The organism is Streptomyces sp. NPDC058650 (assembly GCF_042717315.1).
Classification (GTDB): domain Bacteria; phylum Actinomycetota; class Actinomycetes; order Streptomycetales; family Streptomycetaceae; genus Streptomyces.
This window is the reverse complement of sequence record NZ_JBHXRL010000004.1, coordinates 315,925-331,144: the sequence shown is the minus strand read 5'-3', so window position 1 is coordinate 331,144 and position 15,220 is coordinate 315,925. Positions and strand designations below refer to the sequence as shown.

Sequence of the window (15,220 nt, the reverse complement as noted above, 5' to 3'; positions counted from 1 at the left end):
CCGTCAACAGTGCACCCGGCCGAGCGACACCGCGCCCTGGCCGTGCGCGGGGGCCACCGGCGCCCGGTCCACCTCGCACCAGATGCTCTTGCCGGCGCCTTCGGGCTGCCAGCCCCACCGGTCCGCGAGGCCGTCCACCAGCTCCAGGCCGCGCCCGTTGGTGTCCTCGCCCGCCGCGTGCCGGGGCTGCGGCGGGCGGTCGCTCGCGTCCGCCACCTCGACGCGCACCCCGCCCTCCGCCGCGAACAGCATCCGCAGCACGGCCGGGCAGCCCGTGTGCACCACGGCGTTGGTCACGAGCTCGGAGATGATCAGCACCAGCGTCTCCGCCAGCGGCTCGTCGTCCTCTATGCCCGAACCGGCGAGCCGCGACCGCGCCCACCTCCGGGCTCGTCCCACTTCCGCCGGGTCGGGCCCGACCTCCAACTGCACCTGAAGCACCTGCACCGCTCACACCATCCGAACCGGCGGACACACCTTCACGGAACGTGATTCCCTTGTGGGACAGCATGGTTGACGTACAGTCACCGCAACAAGCGCTTCGGGCATATTCCAGCGCGAAGGAGTACGCATAGCCCATACTGTGCGACGCACTCTGCGGGTAGTCGAACGCCGGGCGCGAACGGCGGGCATCCCCGGGCCCGGAGTCACCACAGGGGCGACACCGGGACGAACCGGGCCCACGAGCACGCGCATCCCACGGAGAGTACCGGAGCCGGAGACCGACTCCAGGCCGTGACGGCCCCGCCGAAGGACACAACCCGGTATCAACATTCCGTGACGCGTCGAACGCGGAGCGCTACAGGAGATGAGCCGCCACCACCTCCTCGGCCCGCGCGGCGGGCAGTCGCAGCTCCGCCCGCACCCAGGCCCGCTTGAGGTGCAGGTGCACGTCCGCCTCCCAGGTGAAGCCCATGCCGCCGTACACCTGGAGGCAGTCCCGGGCGTTCCCCGTGGCGGCCTCGTCGGCGAGGAGCTTGGCCCCGGCGATCTCGACGGGATCGCCGGTCACGGCGGCGGCCCGCACGGCGGCCCGGGCGAGCTCGGCCCGCACGAGCATCCCGGCGCAGAGGTGCTTGACCGCCTGGAACCCCCCGATGACCTGCCCGAACTGCTCCCGCTCCCGCGCGTACGAGACAGCCATCTCGGTGGTCCGCCCGGCACTCCCGACCTGCTCGGCGGCGGTGAGCAGGACGGCGATCTCCGTTGCGGGCAGGACGTCCGCCGTGTCCACCACCCCCGTTGTGGGCACGCGTTCCGCCGGGGCGTGGGGGTCCCCCCTCTGGGGGAGGGTGGGCACAACGGAACGGCGCCCTTGCGGGCGCGTTCCGCCCCCGTTCCCGGCGCCCACGAGCCCCGGCACCTTGTGCAGGGGCGTCAGCGGATCGACCGACCTCAACGGGACGGCGCCTTCCACCTCCCCCAGCACCACGTCCGCCTCGTCCAGCCACGGGACCAGCCCCTCGTCCACCTCCGTCACGACGGTGGAACCCTCCGCAGCTCCCGGCACGACCCCCGCGGCCACATGCGTGGCAACGAGCGGCCCCGGCAGCAGCACCCGCCCCGCCTCCTCGAAGACGAGCACCGCCTCCGCCGGCCCGAGCCCCACCCCGCCCTCCTCCTCCGGCAGCCGCAGCGCGAAGAACCCGGCCGCGCCGAGCTCCCGCCACAGCTCCCGGTCCAGAGAAGGCGCCTCCACGGCGGCCCGCAGGGCCTCCCGGTCGAAGAGCCGCGCGAGCAGCTCGCGTACACCCTTCCGCAGCGCCCGCTGGTCCTCGGTGAGTCGGAAGTCCATGGCCGCGGTCACCGTCCTTTCGGGAGGCCGAGGATGCGCTCGGCGACGATGTTGCGCTGGATCTGGGAGGTGCCGGCGGCGATCGTGTACGAGAGCGAGGACAGCCGGTCGAGGGTCCAGTCGCGGCCGAGGTCGAGCGCGTCGGGCCCCAGCACACCGGCAGCGGCCTCGTACAGCTCCTGGCGCGCGTGCGAGTAGTGCAGCTTGAAGACGGACCCGCCGGCCCCCGGCACCCCACCCGTCGCCTGCGCCTCGCTGACGTTCGCCTGGGTGAGCCGCCACAGCGCCTGGAACTCGGCGGAGAGCCTGCCGAGCCGCCGCCGCAGGACGGGGTCGTCCCAGGTGCCGTTCTCCCGTGCCGTACGGGCGAGTTCGCCGAGGAGGCGGCGGCAGGCGACGACCTCGCCGACGAACGCGGTGCCGCGTTCGAACGACAGCGTCACCATGGTGACGCGCCAGCCGTCGTTCTCCTCCCCGACCCGGTTCTCGACGGGCACCCGCACCTCGTCGAGGAACGTCTCGGCGAACTCCGTCGAGCCCGCGAGCGTCCGCAGCGGCCGTACGGTGACGCCGGGCGCGTCCATGGGCATGGCGAGCCAGCTGATGCCCCGGTGCTTGGACACCCCCGGCCCCGCATCCGTCCGGACGAGGAGTTCGCACCAGTCGGCGACCTCGGCGTGCGAGGTCCAGATCTTCTGCCCGCTGACGACGTACGCGTCCCCGTCCCGGACCGCCCGCGTGCGGAGGGAGGCCAGGTCGGAGCCGGCGTCGGGCTCGCTGAAGCCCTGGCACCAGACCTCGTCGCCGCGCAGGACCGGCGGCAGCCAGCGGTCCCGCTGCTCCGCCGTCCCCTCGGCGGCGATCGTCGGCCCGGCGTGCAGCAGCCCGACGAAGTTGGCGCCGACGTAGGGCGCGCCGGCGAGCTCGGTCTCCTCCAGGAAGATCAGCCGCTGCGTCGGTGACGCGTCCCAGTGGACGTCCGCGTACCCGGCGTCGTACAGCCGGCGCTGCCAGCCGCAGTCGTACGCGCGCCGGGCCGGCCAGTCGAGCGGGTCGGGCTTGGCCGGGAGCGTGGGCAGGGTGGCGGCCAGCCACTCCCGCAACCGCCCCCGGAACTCCTCCTCCTCGTCGCTGTACGCGAGGTCCATCAGACGACTCCCCGGGTCACGCCCCGGTCGAAGTCCAGATCCAGCATGCGGATGGCGTTGCCGCGCATGAGCTTGTAGATCGTCTCGTCGTCGAGGCCCTGGACGTGGTCGAGGGCGACCTCCTTGGTGTGCGGGAACGTCGAGTCGACGTGCGGGTAGTCGGTCTCGAAGGTGGCGTTGTCCCTCCCGACGACGTCCAGGGACGCGATCCCGTGCTTGTCGCGGAAGAAGCAGCAGAAGATCTGCCGGTAGTAGTACGTGGACGGCGGCTCGGGGATGAGGTCGCGGACGCCGCCCCAGGCGCGGTGCTCCTCCCACACGTCGTCGGCGCGTTCGAGGGCGTACGGGATCCACCCCATCTGGCCCTCGCTGTAGGCGAGCTTCAGCCTGGGGAACTTCACGAGCACGCCGCTGAAGAGGAAGTCCATCATCGAGGCCATGGCGTTGTTGAAGCTGAGGGCGGCCTGGACGGCGGGCGGCGCGTCGGGGGAGGCGGCCGGCATCTGGGAACTCGACCCGATGTGCATGTTGACCACCGTCCCGGTCTCCTGGCAGACGGCGAAGAAGGGGTCCCAGTAGCCGGAGTGGATCGAGGGGAGTCCGAGGTGGGTGGGGATCTCGGAGAAGGTGACGGCCTTGACGCCGCGGGCGGCGTTGCGCCGGATCTCGGCCACGGCGAGGTCGATGTCCCAGAGCGGGATGATGCACAGCGGAATCAGCCGCCCGCCGCTGCCGCCGCACCATTCCTCGACCATCCAGTCGTTGTAGGCGCGGACGCAGGCGAGGGCCACCTCCTTGTCCTGGGCCTCCGCGAAGGTCTGGCCGCAGAAGCGCGGGAAGGTCGGGAAGCAGAGGGAGGCCTCGACGTGGTTGAGGTCCATGTCCTTCAGACGGGCCGCCGGGTCCCAGCAGCCGCGCCGCATCTCCTCCCTGGTGATGCCCTCCAGGGTCATGTCGTCGCGGTCGAAGCCGACGGCGGCGATGTTGCGCTTGTACGGGAACTTGAGGTCCTCGTAGATCCACCAGTCGGTGGGCGGCCCTTCGGGGTCCATCGTGATCTGGTACTTGCCGGCGACGTAGGCGAGCTCGCCGATACCGGCCGTGAGGGGCTGGGGACCGCGGTCGCGGTACTTCTTGGGGAGCCAGGTCTCGAAGAGATGGGCCGGTTCGATCACGTGGTCGTCGACGCTGATGATGCGGGGCAGTTCCGTCATGACCCCTCCAGGTTTCTGATGGACCGTCAGATCTGACGGGATCAGGCTAGGCCCCGCACCCCTGGACCGACAAGCAGGTGACCTCTACGCTCGCCGAAGAATCTGACGGAACGTCAGCCAAGAGGGGTACGGATGACCGAGACCGCACACGCCCTGGGTGATTCCCGCACGCTCTGGGAGCTCGTCGAACGCCGCGCCGCCCTCACCCCCGACCGGCCCGTCCTGCTCCAGGGCGACCGCGTCCTCACCTTCGGCGGGCTGCGCGAGCGCGCCGAACGCTGCGCCGCCGGGCTGTACGGGATGGGGGTGCGGCCGGGCACGGTCGTCGCCTGGCAGCTGCCCACCCGGATCGAGACGGCGGTGCTCTCCTTCGCGCTCGCCCGCATCGGCGCCGTACAGACGCCGGTCATCCCCTTCTACCGGGACAAGGAGGTCGGCTTCGCGCTGCGCGAGTCGAAGGCCGAGTACTTCGCCGTCCCCGGGGTGTGGCGCGGATTCGACCACACGGAGATGGCGCGGCGGCTCGGCGCGCGCGGGATCTTCGAGGCGTACGGCCCCGATTCGCTCCCGGACGGCGACCCGGGGCTCCTGCCGCCGCCGCCCTCCTCGGGGACGGACGTCCGCTGGATCTACTGGACCTCCGGCACGACCTCCGACCCCAAGGGCGTCCTGCACACCGACCGCTCGCTCCTCGCCGGCGGCTCCTGCCTCGCCCACGCCCTGCGCCTGACGGACGGGGACGTCGGCTCGATGGCCTTCCCCTACGCGCACATCGCCGGGCCCGACTACACGGTGATGCTCCTGCTGTACGGATTCCCCGCCGTCATGTTCGAACAGTTCGCCCTGCCCGAGGCGCTCGACGAGTACCGGGCGCACGGCGTGACCGTCGCCGGCGGCTCGACCGCCTTCTACGCGATGTTCCTCGCCGAACAGCGCAAGCGCCCGGACGAGCCGGTCATCCCCACCCTGCGGCTGCTCGCGGGCGGCGGGGCGCCGAAGCCGCCGGAGGTCTACCACGCGGTGCGGAAGGAGCTGGGCTGCCAGCTCACCCACGGGTACGGCATGACCGAGGTCCCGATGATCACGATGGGCGACCCCGACGACACCGTCGAGAACCTCGCGACCACCGAGGGCCGGCCGCCCGCCGGCATGGAGATCCGGATCGTCGGCGACGGCATCGGGACCGGCACCGGGACCGGCGACGGCGAGGTCCGGCTCCGCGGCGAGGCCGTCTGCCAGGGCTACCTGGACCCGGCGCAGACCGCGGCCGCCTTCGACGAGGACGGCTTCCTCATCACGGGGGACGTGGGACACCTGACCCCGAGCGGCCACCTCGTCCTCACCGGCCGGATCAAGGACATCATCATCCGGAAGGGAGAGAACATCTCGGCCAAGGAGATCGAGGACCTCCTCCACGGCCACCCGGACGTCGGCGACGCGGCCGTCATAGGCCTCCCGGACCCCGAGCGCGGCGAGCGCGTCTGCGCGGTCGTCGAGCAGCCCCCGGGCGCCGCCCCGCTGAGTCTGGGGACGGTCACCGCCTTCCTCCGCGAGGCCGGCCTCTCCGTCCACAAACTCCCGGAACAACTGGAGGTCGTGGACGCCCTCCCCCGCAACGAGACCCTGCGCAAGGTGCTCAAATACCGGCTCAGGGAACGGTTCGGCCCATCGCTGTGACCGCCGCCGGGACGTCCCCGTACACGTCGAAGAGCCGCCGGACGCCGAGGGCGGACAGCACCCGCTCGACATGACCGTCACCGCCGCCGATCCCGCCGCCGACCCCGCCGTCGATCCCCGCTTCGGGCAGGATCAGGCGGAGACGGCCGCCGCAGGAGCGGAGGAGGCGGCGGGCGGCGATCAGGACGCCGACACCGCTGGAGTCGCAGAAGCGCACGGCGGACAGGTCTATCACCAGGTCGTGGCGGCCGCCCGCGACGGCGTCGTGGACGCGGCGGCGTATCCGGGGGGAGGTGACCAGGTCCAGTTCCCCCCGGATGCTCAGCACCGTCCAGGGGCCTTGCTCGTCCTCGTCGACCTCGATCGTCGTCACGGTCGCCGCCTGCCCCGACACCACAGGCCGAAACCCCTTCACCGAGGTATGGCGCTTTCCTTACCATCCAGACCCGCGTCAAGGGCGCACTTGCGGCAAACAGGCGTGCGTTGTCGGCGCGGCGCATTACTTTGGAGGACGAGGACTCAAGGGCCGGCAGGGGACGGAGGATTCGCATGGCGATGGAGACACCACCGCGCTGGGACCGCAAGATGCAGCAGCGGCTCGCCGCCGGGGAGGCCGCCGCGCTCGGCGAGTTCTACGACCGGTTCGCCTCGCTCGTGCACAGCCTCGCCCACCGGGTGCTCGACGACGACGACGCAGCCGACCAGGTCACCCGCGAGGTCTTCGGCTACATCTGGGAGAACCCCGACGACTACGACCCCAAGCAGGGGAACATGCGGTCGTGGGTCGCCCGGCTGACCCAGCGGCAGGCCGTCCACCGGCTGCGGCAGGCCGAGGCGACGGCGTACGCGGAGACCGGGCAGGGCTCCGCCGAGGAGCTGGAGCAGAAGGTGCGGCGGGCCTCCGTCGCGGCCCGCGCGGACTACATCGTGACCTCCATGCCGGCGCCGCTGCGGGCCGCGCTCGAACTGGCCTACTTCCAGCGGCGGGACTACCGCCAGACCGCGGCCGACCTCGGAGTCACGGAGGACGAGGCGCGGCGGCGCCTCCGGCTCGGGCTCCAGCTGCTCTCCTCGGCGAACACCCGCTCCCTGGAGGGCTCCTCACCGCCCGGCGGCTACGGGCGGACGCTGTGACGGGGGCGAACGGCGACGCTGACGACGTCGCACGCGCCCCGTGGATACCGGGACCGCGCCGGTCGGCGGACGACCACGCGGACCTGACGGCCGACCCCACGACGGGCCCTGCGGCGGACCCGGCGAAGGGCCCGGAGGTCTTCGAGGCCCTGGAGGTCCCGTCGGTCGACGGGGAACCGGCCGAGCCGGACGTGCCGCAGCTGACCCACCGCGTACTCAAGTCGCTCCTCGGGGCCTGGGCGCTCTCGGCCTGCTCCGCCGGGGAGACGAAGGCCGTCGAGGACCACCTCACCGAGTGCGCGCCCTGCGCCGAGGAGGCCCTGCGGCTGCGGGACGCCGTCGCCCTGCTCCACGAGGACCGCGACCTGGACCTCGACCCGCTGCTGCGCTCCCGGGTCCTGGAGAACTGCCTGGGCCGCCGCCCCGCCCGCGTACCGGTGCCCGAGTGGGTCACCCCGTACGACGCGGAGACCGCCCGGCTCGACGCGCTGCTGCGGGACATCGGCGAGTCGGAGTGGCACGCCCCGGTGCGGCTCAAGTGGTTCGAGGACGACCACATCGTGCGCCGCAAGACCACCGTCGCCGGGGTCATCGGCCACCTCCTGGCCGTGGACGGTCTGGTGACCTCGGCGCTCGGCATCAAGGACCCGCTGGGCTCGGGAGTGCCCGAGCTCTCGCCGACGGAGCGGACCGAGGCGTTCTGGTCGGCGCTCGACCGGCCGCCGAACCGCGCGCTGCGCGGGCCCTGGCGGGACCAGTCGCACGCCCTGATCCGCACGGTCTCGTTCGCTGGCCGCGGTGTGGGCGACCTCACGGTCACCTACAAGGACTTCGCGCTGCCGCTGCGGGACTCGCTCCTGGAGCGGGCCTTCGAGTGCTGGGTGCACGCGGACGACATCGCCAACGCGGTGGCGTACCCGTACGCCCCGCCGAGCGGCGCCCATCTCCACGGCATGATCGACCTGGCGGTCCGGCTGCTCCCGGCGGCCCTCGCCGGACGCCGCCGCAGCGGCCTCGCGGCCCCGGCCCGGCACCTCGCGACGGCGGGCGCGCCCGGCCGCTCGCTCCACCTGGAGGTCGAGGGGGCGGGCGGCGGCCACTGGTACATCGCGCTCGACTCCCCGGCGGCGATCGCCTCGCCGGACCGGGCGGTGGCGCAGGTGGCGATGGACGGGGTGGAGTTCTGCCAGCTGGTGGCCGGGCACATCTCGCCGGAGGAGGCCGCGGCCGGCCAGGACGGTGACCGGGAGGCCATCCGCGACGTCCTGTCGGCGGCGGCGTCCCTGAGTCGCCTGTGACTCCCTCAGCCGTCCGTGACGCGCTGCGGAGCTACGCGCCGTCCGTGACGCGCTGCGGAGCTACGCGCCGTCCGTGACGCGCTGCGGAGCTACGCGAAGACGACCGTGCGGCGGCCGTTCAGGAGGATGCGGTGCTCCGCGTGCCACTTCACCGCGCGGGCCAGTGCCTGGCACTCCACGTCGCGGCCCACGGCGACCAGCTGGTCCGGGGTCACCTCGTGGCCCACGCGCTCGACCTCCTGCTCGATGATCGGGCCCTCGTCGAGGTCGGCCGTCACGTAGTGCGCGGTCGCGCCGATCAGCTTCACACCGCGCGCGTGCGCCTGGTGGTAGGGCTTGGCGCCCTTGAAGCTCGGCAGGAAGGAGTGGTGGATGTTGATGATGCGGCCGGAGAGCTGCTTGCACAGGTCGTCGGAGAGCACCTGCATGTAGCGGGCGAGGACGACCAGCTCGACGTTCTCCTCGCGGACCAGGTCGAGGAGTTCCGCCTCCGCCTCGGCCTTGGTGTCCTTGGTGACCGGAATGTGGCGGAACGGGATGTCGTACGAGCCGACGAGCTCCGCGAAGTCCGTGTGGTTGGAGACGACGGCGACGATCTCCACCGGCAGCGCGCCGATCCGGGAGCGGAACAGCAGGTCGTTCAGGCAGTGCCCGAACTTGGAGACCATGAGCACGATCCGCATGCGCTGGTCGGCGAGGTGGATCTGCCAGTCCATGCCGTAGGAGTCCCCGACCGCCGTGAAGCTCGCGCGCAGCTTCTCCAGGTTCACCGGGGCCTCGGCCGAGAAGTGGACCCGCATGAAGAAGAGACCCGTGTCGCGGTCCCCGAACTGCTGGCTGTCCTCGATGTTGCACCCGGTGATGAACAGGTAGCTCGACACGGCGTGCACGATGCCCTTTTTGTCCGGGCACGAGAGGGTGAGGACGTACTGGTCGGTCATCCCGTCAGCCTGCCATACCGGGGAGGCTCGCGAGAGCCACCGTCCGGCAGGCGGAACGGCTCAGGACCGGGTCATGATACTGAGCACGTCGAGGGAGCGCGGGGGCGTGTCGGGGTCCTCCCCGTCGGCCTGCGCCATCCGTACGTGTGCCTCGCGGGCGGCCCGTACGGCCTCGGGCCAGCCCTGGTGCTCCAGGTACGCGGAGACGGGCGCGTCCGGGCCCACCTGGTGCATGATCCGCAGCACGCGGAGCACGGCGAGGTCGACGAGGGCGGCCTCGCCGGTGTCGCGGAAGACCGCGCCCACGTACTTCTCGGCGGACCAGTTGTCGAGCCAGGTGTCCTCGACGAGGCGGTAGACGGCGTCGGTGACGTCGCCGTATCCCTCCTGGCCGGCCAGCCAGGTCGTCTCGTGGAACCCGGGGTCGGAAAGCATGTGCAGCGCGGAACGCACGTTGATGCGCCAGCGCCACCACGGCATGTCGTTGAGCGGCATGCCGCCCATGGTGGAGGAGCGACGGCCGCGACGGGAAGAGTTAACCGAACCGGAGACTGGACTGGACACGTTTCGATCGTACGTTCCCTTGCCAAATAAGCGGACTCGCCCCCTCCCCATCGCCGCCCGGCCCCCGTAATTCACCTTTACGTCACCCTTCGTTGAACCGCGCTCACTCCCGCGTTACCCGTGAGGCGGAAATGTGCATGCCCATGACCGGTAGGCGACTGACCTCACTCCTCGTGTACGTCACCACCGCGGCGGCGGGAGCGTCGCTGCTCACCGGGTGTGGCGTGCTCCCTGGGGCCACGGGGGGCTCCAGGGAGCCCGTCACGGTGATGACCTGGGCACCCGACCAGACCCAAGCGACCAACATGCCCGGAATGCCTGCGATGGCGCAGGCCTATGCCCGCTGGGTCAACTCCCAGGGCGGCATCGACGGCCACGAACTCCGCGTCCTCACCTGCAACGAACAGAACACCAGCGCCGGCGCCGCCGCCTGCGCCCGCCGTGCCGTCCGCGAGAACGCGGTCGCGGTCGTCGGCTCGTACAGCCAGAACGGCAGCGCGTTCATGGCGCCGCTCGAAGCCGCCGGCGTCCCGTACATCGGTGGCTACGGCATCTCGGAGGACGAGTTCACCAGCTCGCTCTCCTACCCCGTCAACGGCGGACAGGCCTCGCTCATCGCCGGACACGGCATGCAGCTGGCCGAGTCCTGCCGCAAGGTCTCCCTCGTCCGGCCCGACACCGTCGCCGGCGACCGGCTCCCCGACCTCCTCAACTCCGGCCTCCGCAAGGCGAGTCACCGCAGCGCGATCGACATCCCGGCCGTCGAGGACGCCGCCGAGTACACCGAGCAGGCCGGCCGGGCCCGCGACAAGGCCGGCGACGAGAGCGGCTGCGTCACCGCCGTGCTCGGCGAGCGGACCCAGACCTTCTTCGACTCCTTCCGGCGCCTCCCGGAGGACGGGAAGAACGGCGGTTCCGGCAAGAAGGGCGACCCCGTCCGCATCTCCTCCGTGCTCGGCAGCGTCGCCCAGCCCGTCATCGACCGCACCGGCGGCGCCCACAGCCCCTTCGAGGGCGCGTACGTCACCGGCTGGTACCCGGAGGCGGCCGACAAGAGCTGGGCGCCGATGCGCAAGGTCATCCAGGAGCACGCCTTCGCCGACAACCGCGTCGACCCGGCCGACGCCGGCGTCCAGACCACGTGGATCGCCTACACGGTCCTCAAGTCGGTCGTCGAGACCCTCGACAAGGACAGGATCACCGCCGAGCAGATCACCCACGCCCTCGACCGGGGCGCGCGCATCGACACCGGCGGCCTCACCCCCAGCCTGCGCTGGAGGTACGAGGACCTGCTCGGCGCCCCCGGCCTCATCCGGGTCGTCAACCGTGAGGTGACGTTCCAGGTGGTCCGCAAGGGGCGGCTCGTGGCGCAGAAGCCCGGCTTCGTCGACGTCGGCGAGACCGTCCTCAGCGCCCCGTAACAGCGCCCCCTACAGCTGGGTGGGCGTCCGCTTCTCCAGTCCGTACTTCGTGGCGGTCGGGTTCCACAGCCCGGCCGCCTGCTTCTTGGCGGTGGTGGCCTCGCCGCTCTTCTTGTTGGCCTCCACCAGGCGGTTGGTGCTCTTGGCCTTGCCGCCCTTGCAGGCCTTCTTGGCCTTCATCTGGACCGCCCAGGCCGCGTAGTGGTCGTCCGCCGAGGCCGAGGCCTGCCAGGCCTTGGTCAGCGCGGCCGTCAGCGCGGGGCTGTTCGGGAGCTTGTCCACCGAGAGCGTCTTGAGCTGGGTCACCAGGCCCCGGCGCTGGTCGGCGGCGCCCCGCAGGTCCTTCGCCGCCTGGTCGAGGTCCTTGCACTGGTTGATCTTCGCGACCGAGCTGATCACCGTGTCACGGCTGCTGTTGCTGGTCGCGAGGAGCTTGTCCAGCGCCTTGGCCTGCGGCTCCGCCGGGTCGGCCGGCTTCTCCGCGGGCGCCTCGGTGGTGGCCGAGGGCGCGGCGGAGCTCGCCGCGACGTTCTGCCCGGGCGTCTTGGGGTCCTTCGGGTCGTCCTCGCCGCTGAGCAGCATCCCGGCGCCGAGACCGACGACCGCGCAGCCGACGACGACGGCGGCGATCAGCGCGACCGGCGACTTGCGGCGCGGCGGCTCGGGCTCGTCGTCGTAATAGGCGTCCTGGTAGGCGTACTGCTGCGGGGGCTGCGGCGGCTGGTAGCCGTGCTGCTGCGGCGGCGCCTGGTGCTGCGGGTGCTGTTGGTACGGCGGCGGGGCGGGCTGCTGGTGCTGCTGCGGCGGCTGGTAGGCCTGCGGCTGCTGCGGGGCCCGCGGCGCCTCCGTACGGAAGAGGTTGTCGAACTCGGCGGGCGGCTGCCGCTCACCGGGCGGCTGGGCCTGCGCCTGAGGCGGTACGGGGGCTATGTACTGGGTCGCGTCGGAGGCGCCCCCGGACCCCTGGTGCGGGAGCGGCGCCGTCCCCAGGAACTGGGTGTCGGAGCCCGCGCCCGGGTGCGGCGGCACGGCCGCGATGTGCTGCGTCGCCTGCATGTCCCCGGCGGCCTGGGCGGCCGGCGGCGGGTAGCCGTACCCCGGCTGCTGCGCCTGCACCGGCGGCATCGCACCGGGGACGGGCGCGATGTGCTGGGTCGCCTGCATGTCGGCGGCGGCCTGGGCGGCGGGCGGCGGGTAGCCGTACCCGGGCTGCGGCGGGACCTGCTGCGGTATCGGCGGCGCCTGAGGCACGGCCTGCGGCGGGACCTGCTGCTGCGGGACCGGCGGCAGGTACTGCGTGGACTGCATGTCGGCGGCGCCCGGCGTCGCCTCAGGGGGCAGCGGCTGCGCGGGCGGCAGCGGCTGCCCGCCCGGCTGACCACCGGCGGGACCCCAGGCGCGGTCCCACGGCTGAGCTCCCCCGTGGGCACCGTCGTGCGCGGGGGGCACCGCCGGGTACTGCGGCTCCGGACCCTGTCCGTTCTGCGTCACCGGGACTCCTACTGATGGACCTACGGAATCGTCGGCTCACGCTACCGGGTGCGCGCGGGGCTCCGCACACACGTGTGAGGCCGGTTACACAACCTTCCTGCGCCTCGTCGCCGTGGCCTACGCCGCCGACTGGTCCATCCGCGCGCTGAACTCCCGCACCACCGCCTCCCCCGCGTACGGCTCCAGGCTCTCCCTCAGATCGTCCAGGTACTCCGCGCCCCGCGACGACCGCAGCGTGCCCAGGAGTTCGAGCGCCCGCGTCCCCGTCCGGCAGGCCTGCTCCACCTCCCGCTGCTGCACCTGCGCCGAGGCCAGCAGGGCCAGACCGATCGCCCGGCGCCGCGCCCGCGTCTCCGGATGTCCCGCGATCGCCTCCCGCGCCGCCCGCGCCGCCTCGTCCGCCTGGCCCAGGTCCCGGTGGCAGTGCGCCAGTTCGTCCGCGAGGTAGGCGTGGTCGAAGTGCGCGATCCACACCGGGTCGTCGCCCGCCTCCGGATCGGCCTGCTCCAGCGCCCGTACGGCACGGCCCGCCGCCGTCTCGAAGGAGCTGATGTCCCCCATCAGCGCGTGCCCGCGCGCCTCGGCCGCCAGGAACATCGCCTCCGCCCGCGGCGGCACCTTGCCCCGCGCCCCCTCCTGCGCCGCCCGCGCCAACTGGGCGATCTCCCGGGGGGTCCCGAGCTGCGCGGCGAGGTGACTCATCGACGCGGCCAGGACGTACCCGCCGTACCCGCGGTCGCCCGCCGCCTGCGCGAGCCGCAGCGCCTGGATGTAGTAGCGCTGCGCGAGCCCCGGTTCGCCCGTGTCCACCGCCATGTACCCGGCGAGTTCGGTCAGCCGCGCGGCCGCCGCGAAGAGCTGCCGGCCCACGGCCTCCCGGTACGAGCCCGAAAGCATCCCCGACACCACGCTGTTGAGGTAGTGCACCACCACCGGCCGGACATGGCCGCTGCCGAACCGCCGGTCGAGGTCGACGAGCGCGCTCGTCATCTCCCGTACCGCCGCGACGTCCGCGACCCCGACGCGCGCGCCCGCGAGCCGCGCCACGTGCGCGTCCGGACCGGTGATCAGCCAGTCCCTGCTGGGCTCGACGAGCGCGGAGGACGCCACGATGGAGCCCGTCAGGAAGTCCCGCCTGCCCACGTCGCTGCGCCACAGCTCGCAGACCTGCTCGATCGCGCCGAGCACGGTCGGCGCGAACTGGAGGCCCACCCCGGCGGCGAGGTTCCGGCCGTTCGCCATCCCGACCTCGTCGATCGTGACCGTCCGGCCCAGTTTGCGGCCCAGCGCCTCCGCGATGATGCCGGGCGCCCGGCCGCGCGGCTGCTGCCCGCGCAGCCACCGCGCCACCGACGTCTTGTCGTACCGCAGGTCGAGGCCGCGCTCCGCGCCGACCATGTTGACCCTGCGGGCGAGGCCGGCGTGCGAGCAGGCCGCCTCCTGGATGAGCGCCTGGAGCCGTTCGTTGGGCTGACGCGCGACGAGTGGCCTGGCTGCCATGAGTTACCCCCTGAGGCCGAGCGGTGATCACAGGTGCAGTGATCACGAGAAGTGATCACTGCCCGGTGGATATCCGGTCAATGCCGATGTGAACACGCGAAACCGGACAGGCCGGTGGCGTACGTGTCGCACGGTCGACACCGGACACGTCGGCCGCGACGCTGCCGCCGGCGCCCCCACTCGTGCGTACCCACCCCCCGCTCCCCGGCCCCCCGCGCGCCCCCGCCGGTGCACCCGTGCGCCCCATGTGCAGGATCGATGCGTCACACCGCTCTCCCCCACGCCCGTAACCCCAGGTGACGGCGGCAGTTGTGTTCACCGTGGAAGAGACCATCGGAGTCACGGAAGCCGCACAGATCCCCCAGCAGCGAGGCGAGCAACTGCTGGACAACGCCGTGCGGTACGCGGAAGAGCGGCACTGGGACGTGTTCCCCGGGACCTGGCTTGAGGCCGTCGAGGGCAGGGAGCGCTGCTCCTGCGGCGCGGAGTGCGCCGTCCCCGGCGCGCACGCGGTCAAGCCCGACTGGTCGACCCAGGCGACCGGGAGCGGCGTCGGGGCGCGGCGCATGTGGTCGAAGACGCCGAAGGCGTCGATCCTGCTGCCGACGGGGCGGACGTTCGACGCGATCGAGGTGTCGGAGTCGGCCGGCTTCCTCGCGCTCGCCCGGATGGAGCGCATGGACCTGACGCTCGGCCCGGTGACCTGCACCCCGGACCGCCGGATGTTCTTCTTCGTCCTGCCGGGCGCCGCCGTCAAGGTGCCCGACCTCGTACGGAAGCTGGGCTGGGTCCCGGGCGCGATCGACCTCGCCACGCGCGGCGAGGGGCACTACGTGGCGGCCCCGCCCACCCGGATCGGCGGCGTCGGCGCGGTGCAGTGGGCGCGGCGCCCCACGCCGGCGAACCGTTGGCTGCCCGACGCGGAGGAGCTGATCAGCCCCCTCGCGTACGCGTGTGGCCGGGAAGCGGCGGAGGCCCGCGGCCGGGCGCAGTGATCCCTGGGCCCGGCCAGGCCTCACCCGTATGGTGGTGCCCGT

14 protein-coding genes are annotated in these 15,220 nt (G+C 72.5%); 5 read left to right on the top strand and 9 right to left on the bottom strand.

All coding sequences use genetic code 11. The annotated features are described in order from the left end of the window. Positions 1 to 3: 3 nt before the first annotated feature. The 4 genes from ACFWWU_RS09745 to ACFWWU_RS09730 all read right to left on the bottom strand — a co-directional run bounded on the left by ACFWWU_RS09745 (position 4) and on the right by ACFWWU_RS09730 (position 4,157). Entirely contained in the window at positions 4 to 447 is a 444-nt protein-coding gene (locus ACFWWU_RS09745; RefSeq protein ID WP_384141540.1) for an ATP-binding protein, read from the bottom strand. A gap of 352 nt (positions 448 to 799) precedes the next feature. Next, entirely contained in the window at positions 800 to 1,795 is a 996-nt protein-coding gene (locus ACFWWU_RS09740) for an acyl-CoA dehydrogenase family protein (protein ID WP_384141537.1), read from the bottom strand. Positions 1,796 to 1,803: 8 nt separating this feature from the next. Continuing rightward, entirely contained in the window at positions 1,804 to 2,943 is a 1,140-nt protein-coding gene (locus tag ACFWWU_RS09735; protein ID WP_384141534.1) for an acyl-CoA dehydrogenase family protein, read from the bottom strand. Continuing rightward, on the bottom strand, positions 2,943 to 4,157 hold the full coding sequence (locus ACFWWU_RS09730; protein ID WP_384141531.1) for an amidohydrolase family protein: 1,215 nt from the start codon (positions 4,155 to 4,157) through the stop codon (positions 2,943 to 2,945). Before ACFWWU_RS09730 ends, ACFWWU_RS09735 begins: the two co-directional genes overlap by 1 nt. A 132-nt stretch (positions 4,158 to 4,289) precedes the next feature. On the opposite strand from ACFWWU_RS09730, the gene ACFWWU_RS09725 reads away from it, so the two are divergent. Beyond that, positions 4,290 to 5,834: a class I adenylate-forming enzyme family protein gene (locus tag ACFWWU_RS09725; protein ID WP_384141528.1), complete on the top strand. Its 1,545-nt coding sequence runs from the start codon at positions 4,290 to 4,292 to the stop codon at positions 5,832 to 5,834. Here ACFWWU_RS09725 and ACFWWU_RS09720 read toward each other — a convergent pair. Next, positions 5,806 to 6,207, bottom strand: coding sequence for an STAS domain-containing protein (locus ACFWWU_RS09720; protein ID WP_384141525.1), 402 nt, complete (start codon positions 6,205 to 6,207; stop codon positions 5,806 to 5,808). The genes ACFWWU_RS09725 and ACFWWU_RS09720 overlap by 29 nt on opposite strands. 176 nt (positions 6,208 to 6,383) lie before the next feature. Here ACFWWU_RS09720 and ACFWWU_RS09715 point away from each other — a divergent pair, with 176 nt between their 5' ends. Together ACFWWU_RS09715 and ACFWWU_RS09710 are read left to right on the top strand one after the other, a co-directional pair. Continuing rightward, a complete protein-coding gene (locus tag ACFWWU_RS09715; RefSeq protein ID WP_384141522.1) occupies positions 6,384 to 6,968 on the top strand; it encodes a sigma-70 family RNA polymerase sigma factor in 585 nt (194 codons plus the stop codon). Next, positions 6,965 to 8,266 (top strand): maleylpyruvate isomerase N-terminal domain-containing protein, encoded by a 1,302-nt coding sequence (locus ACFWWU_RS09710; protein WP_384141520.1) that lies wholly within the window; start codon positions 6,965 to 6,967, stop codon positions 8,264 to 8,266. The genes ACFWWU_RS09715 and ACFWWU_RS09710 overlap by 4 nt, the downstream gene beginning before the upstream one ends. Before the next feature lie 89 nt (positions 8,267 to 8,355). Here ACFWWU_RS09710 and purU read toward each other — a convergent pair whose 3' ends face one another. Together purU and ACFWWU_RS09700 are read right to left on the bottom strand one after the other, a co-directional pair. Then, positions 8,356 to 9,207, bottom strand: a complete 852-nt coding sequence (gene purU, locus ACFWWU_RS09705; protein ID WP_384141517.1) for a formyltetrahydrofolate deformylase — start codon at positions 9,205 to 9,207, stop codon at positions 8,356 to 8,358. 60 nt (positions 9,208 to 9,267) lie between these two features. After that, entirely contained in the window at positions 9,268 to 9,711 is a 444-nt protein-coding gene (locus ACFWWU_RS09700) for a hypothetical protein (protein WP_384141892.1), read from the bottom strand. A gap of 203 nt (positions 9,712 to 9,914) precedes the next feature. On the opposite strand from ACFWWU_RS09700, the gene ACFWWU_RS09695 reads away from it, so the two are divergent. After that, a complete protein-coding gene (locus ACFWWU_RS09695; protein WP_384141514.1) occupies positions 9,915 to 11,192 on the top strand; it encodes an ABC transporter substrate-binding protein in 1,278 nt (425 codons plus the stop codon). Between the two features lie 9 nt (positions 11,193 to 11,201). Here the strand turns inward: ACFWWU_RS09695 and ACFWWU_RS09690 are convergent, their stop codons facing one another. Both ACFWWU_RS09690 and ACFWWU_RS09685 read right to left on the bottom strand, forming a co-directional pair. Next, positions 11,202 to 12,683 carry a hypothetical protein gene (locus ACFWWU_RS09690; protein ID WP_384141511.1) on the bottom strand — a complete coding sequence of 494 codons (1,482 nt, stop codon included), beginning with the start codon at positions 12,681 to 12,683 and terminating at the stop codon, positions 11,202 to 11,204. 117 nt (positions 12,684 to 12,800) lie between these two features. Then, on the bottom strand, positions 12,801 to 14,183 hold the full coding sequence (locus ACFWWU_RS09685) for a transcriptional regulator (protein WP_384141508.1): 1,383 nt from the start codon (positions 14,181 to 14,183) through the stop codon (positions 12,801 to 12,803). Positions 14,184 to 14,494: 311 nt separating this feature from the next. Here ACFWWU_RS09685 and ACFWWU_RS09680 point away from each other — a divergent pair, with 311 nt between their 5' ends. Continuing rightward, on the top strand, positions 14,495 to 15,178 hold the full coding sequence (locus ACFWWU_RS09680; RefSeq protein WP_384141505.1) for a bifunctional DNA primase/polymerase: 684 nt from the start codon (positions 14,495 to 14,497) through the stop codon (positions 15,176 to 15,178). The last annotated feature ends 42 nt before the right edge of the window (positions 15,179 to 15,220 follow it).

Bases quoted from the DNA above. Each gene is read 5' to 3' on its own strand.
- ACFWWU_RS09740 (WP_384141537.1), bottom strand. From the start codon at position 1,795: ATGGACTTCCGACTCACCGAGGACCAGCGGGCGCTGCGGAAGGGTGTA.
- ACFWWU_RS09735 (WP_384141534.1), bottom strand. From the start codon at position 2,943: ATGGACCTCGCGTACAGCGACGAGGAGGAGGAGTTCCGGGGGCGGTTG.
- ACFWWU_RS09730 (WP_384141531.1), bottom strand. From the start codon at position 4,157: ATGACGGAACTGCCCCGCATCATCAGCGTCGACGACCACGTGATCGAA.
- ACFWWU_RS09725 (WP_384141528.1), top strand. From the start codon at position 4,290: ATGACCGAGACCGCACACGCCCTGGGTGATTCCCGCACGCTCTGGGAG.
- ACFWWU_RS09715 (WP_384141522.1), top strand. From the start codon at position 6,384: ATGGCGATGGAGACACCACCGCGCTGGGACCGCAAGATGCAGCAGCGG.
- purU (WP_384141517.1), bottom strand. From the start codon at position 9,207: ATGACCGACCAGTACGTCCTCACCCTCTCGTGCCCGGACAAAAAGGGC.
- ACFWWU_RS09700 (WP_384141892.1), bottom strand. From the start codon at position 9,711: ATGGGCGGCATGCCGCTCAACGACATGCCGTGGTGGCGCTGGCGCATC.
- ACFWWU_RS09695 (WP_384141514.1), top strand. From the start codon at position 9,915: ATGACCGGTAGGCGACTGACCTCACTCCTCGTGTACGTCACCACCGCG.
- ACFWWU_RS09685 (WP_384141508.1), bottom strand. From the start codon at position 14,183: ATGGCAGCCAGGCCACTCGTCGCGCGTCAGCCCAACGAACGGCTCCAG.